The following is a 3,834-nucleotide window of genomic DNA, read 5'->3' on the forward strand; positions in this document are numbered from 1 at the left end:
CGTAGGACGATCACCACTGACTCCAAAGGGCCCGGCTCGACAATGTGCCGGGCCTTCGCCCATTCCGACCGGAAGCACCGCGCTCGGTATCGAGATCATTGAGGTCATACGAATACATTCGGGCGGGATTGCAGGGGGGGGGCAGGCGTCGACCGAGGCGGCTCCGGTGCGACCGGGGGAGGCTGGTGGCTTGCGCAAATTGAACTCTCTCGGTAAGCAAGCGCTGTCAGATTCGTGTGAATCCGCCAATCTCCGTTTCTCGGTGTAGAGATACGCTTTAGCGGTGGTGGAGAAAGCGCGTTTCTGGTCTGGCAACGGCCTCACGTGGACCATTTGGGCTACGGCAGGCGGTTGCGAGAAAGTGTCGTGTATGTGCCCCTATAGCTCAGCTGGTAGAGCAACTGATTTGTAATCAGTAGGTCCGCGGTTCGAGTCCGTGTGGGGGCACCATTTTAAGCAGTAAAAGCAAAGACTTAGGTCATAATTGATCGGCCATTCGAAGTGATACGCTCGTCAGGTACAGCATAAACACAGTTTTTCTGCAGAAAATTGGCTTAGGGATTGCTCGACGTGCTTTTGTATGGTCGGAGGCGCAAGCCCAAAAAAGGTGCATTTTGCGCTTCCTAGTGCTCAAGATTGTGTATACTTTCTAGGGAAAATCACTACCTGTGGGGTAAGCTCAAATGAAAATAAGAAAAATACCCACACTCAGCTTGTTCAGCGGGGCGGGCGGTTTGGACATTGGCTTCGATAAGGCTGGATACGACATCCTTGCTTGTGTTGAACTCGAGAAGAAATACTGTGCTACGCTTGAAGCGAACATCAAGGCAGGTAGGCATTTTTCCAAGCGCACCAAGGTGTTCAACCAAGATATAACCGAATTCGATGAGTCCCAGTTCATAGATGCCGGTGTCGAATGCATAATCGGTGGGCCGCCGTGCCAGACTTTTTCTGCCGCAGGACGTCGATCCGGTGGTGTCATTGGCACCGAGGATATCCGAGGCCAACTCTATGAGGTTTACTGCCGTATTCTCGATACACTGAAGCCAAGAGCATTCGTCTTCGAAAACGTCTATGGACTACCTGGTGCCAATGGAGGCGGGCCGTGGCGCGAGATTGTCGAAGCATTTGAAGAACACGGATATTCTTTGACCTTTGAGGTCGTGGACACAGCCGATTATGGTGTTCCCCAGCACCGTGAACGGTTAATTATGGTCGGATTGAAACAGGGTTCATATCGTTTTCCGATGCCTACACATGGTCCGGACTCGAACTCAAGCAATCCACTCGTTTCTGTTAAGGCCGCAATCAATGACCTCCAGGACCGAAGGGAACCTTTTCATGATGATTTAGGGGGCATGTACGGCCACCTGCTACCTGGGGTTCCTGAGGGATTAAATTACTCGTTCTATACTGCCGAAATGGGGCATCCTGAGCCTGTTTTTGCATGGCGATCGAAGTTTCACGACCTGCTCTACAAGGTCAATCCCGACCAGCCTTGCCGGACAATCAAAGCTCAACCTGGAAAGTTCACAGGGCCGTTTCACTGGAAAAACCGTCACTTTACGCTTCCAGAGCTGAAGAGACTTCAAACATTTCCGGATGATTATGAACTTGTCGGGAGCTATGGTGTGCAACTTGAACAGATTGGCAATTCTGTTCCTCCGAAAATGGCAGAAGCTTTTGCGCAATCAATTCGTGAGCAAGTCTTTGATGGCTCCAATGATCTAGAATTTGAACCTAGGCCCGAAAACTTTAAATCAACGTTCAGACAGCGCCAAAGGGAGCGGTCTAAGAGTTTTAAAGGGATAGCAAAAAAGGCGATTTCAAAACGATACGGAAAGCAGCCTTCTGAGATTGGAAGCAGCAAAGAGTCGGAAGTGGTGTTTCATACGGAATACTCATCCTTTTTTGGGCGAACCATTTCTGACGGCAAGCACACTCCCAAGTTTTCTGGAGCAAAAGTTACCATTCGTGATCGGGACAGCTCAATTTCGATGGACTTTGCTTCCACCTCACCGGGGAAAAAAATTGGTGAGATGAGAATATCAATCACAGGTTTAAGCAAGTATTTGCCGAGGTATGCAGATTTCTCGGCGTCTTGCTCAATCAAATCTATCACTGATGTTTTTCATGTGTGGAAAGAGGTGGAAAAGGCGCTGACGGCTCGCTCGAAGTTTTTCACTTTGATCGATATTTATGGGCACTACGCAAACAGGGGCGATGTCGTCGACATCTCAACCGAAATTGACGTCACCGGGGGAAACAAAGTGCTTCTTGCTGCAATCCAGCACTTTTCCCAAACGAGAAACTGTGGAGAGTTCGTAAGCAAAAAAGCATTGCTGGAACAACTTCAAATTGGTGAAAGTAAAGTGCCAGCTCTTGCGGAAGCCATCCGTGCCTTGAGGTTTGATTTCAGAACTGAGACTACGCATCCGATCATCGGCCGCGACAGATACCTTTGCACCTACCCATTCCCCTTGTTATCACCGCGAGCTCTCGTGGAGAGTAAAGTTGAGTTTACTACAAAGAGTAGAATTCAGGAAGATTCAGTATGAATGAAGTAACGGAATGGTCCGATGTTGATGTTACAAGCCGGGTCCAGATGCTGGATGAGATCCTTGAAACTGCCTATCGCGCGGCGGAAGTTTTTGTTGAGAACGGGACTGAAACTCTTCTTGCCGAATGTGGCCTTGACCAGAAAGTCGCAGAGGAAACACTGGAACTTGCGAGGGCGAAACATGCATTCCGTGGAGCGGCCCTGACCTTATTGGCAGCAAAAGCTTGTCATCCAGCGCAAGATGTCCGAGCTCACAAGTCTGAACACCCAAATGGATTTGCAGCCAGAACATTCGATTCAAGATCAACGATCCCTTTCCTAATTGAACACTCACTGCCGAGAAGTGTTGAAAGCCATTGGCTGACCCAAACACTTTCCTTTGCAGGTCCATTGGAAACGGGTTCCATTTTGAAGACCCAACCCAAGAAAGTCGGTCCGCTGTTTGTTAACGTGATTAACTATGCAAACGATGACGAAACAGGTGATATAGCGCGTAAAATGCTGTTGCTGATATTTGTTGCGCTTATTGAGATTAGAAACCGCGAAAGAGTAGTGCTGACACGACCAAAATCGTTGCCAATTGTAACGGTGGATTCATTGCTGCGTAGGCATATGAGTGTGAAGTACAAAACAGGCGCGCCAAGACTTCCACAGATTGCGATATATGCTATATATTGCTGCCTAATTAGCAAAATTGACAGGTTTTCCGCACAGGAACTTGAACCACTCGCGAGAATGAAATCGGCAGATCGAAAAGCCGGTACAGTCGGAGATATCGTTGTTGTTGAAAACGGCAAACCTGTAGAGGCTGTAGAAATCAAGTTTGATAAAAGTATCTCTCTGATAGATGTGCTGGAGGCAATTGATAAAGTTAGAGCCGAGAGTGTCTCCCGATATTACTTGCTTTCCACTGTGGGGATTGATGATGAGCAGGCTGCAACCATCGTAGAAAAATCTGAGGAATTCGAGAAACAAAATGGCTGTGAAATTATTGTCAACGGGGTTTTTGAAACAGTTAGGTATTATCTCCGTCTTTTGCCCGACACGACGGAGTTCTTGAATTTCTACGCTGATATTGTGGAGCAGGACGAAGATGTTGGCTATGAACACCGCATAGCTTGGAATGAATGTTGCGCTCAAATATGACTTTGCAACTTTCGAAACGCTGTTTTTACTATATTTTGTCAGAATAACTTACACTACGCTTCGCGTGACTTGCTACGCGGGGAGGCGATCTGCCCTTTTGTTTTCAGAGGCTTGGAGGGCGCGCGAAT

2 protein-coding genes and 1 tRNA gene are annotated in these 3,834 nt (G+C 48.1%); all 3 read left to right on the plus strand.

All coding sequences use genetic code 11. The features are described from left to right. Positions 1–374 precede the first annotated feature (374 nt). The 3 genes from R3X27_RS25295 to R3X27_RS25305 all read left to right on the plus strand — a co-directional run bounded on the left by R3X27_RS25295 (position 375) and on the right by R3X27_RS25305 (position 3,706). A tRNA-Thr gene (locus R3X27_RS25295) sits at positions 375–450 on the plus strand. A 233-nt stretch (positions 451–683) separates the two neighbouring features. Continuing rightward, on the plus strand, positions 684–2,558 hold the full coding sequence (locus R3X27_RS25300) for a DNA (cytosine-5-)-methyltransferase (RefSeq protein WP_317711686.1): 1,875 nt from the start codon (positions 684–686) through the stop codon (positions 2,556–2,558). Next, positions 2,555–3,706 (plus strand): restriction endonuclease, SacI family, encoded by a 1,152-nt coding sequence (locus tag R3X27_RS25305; protein WP_317711687.1) that lies wholly within the window; start codon positions 2,555–2,557, stop codon positions 3,704–3,706. The genes R3X27_RS25300 and R3X27_RS25305 overlap by 4 nt, the downstream gene beginning before the upstream one ends. Positions 3,707–3,834: the final 128 nt, after the last annotated feature.

This window comes from Tropicimonas sp. TH_r6 (assembly GCF_033101155.1).
Classification (GTDB): Bacteria; Pseudomonadota; Alphaproteobacteria; order Rhodobacterales; family Rhodobacteraceae; genus Tropicimonas.

Bases quoted from the DNA above. Each gene is read 5' to 3' on its own strand.
- R3X27_RS25300 (WP_317711686.1), top strand. From the start codon at position 684: ATGAAAATAAGAAAAATACCCACACTCAGCTTGTTCAGCGGGGCGGGC.
- R3X27_RS25305 (WP_317711687.1), top strand. From the start codon at position 2,555: ATGAATGAAGTAACGGAATGGTCCGATGTTGATGTTACAAGCCGGGTC.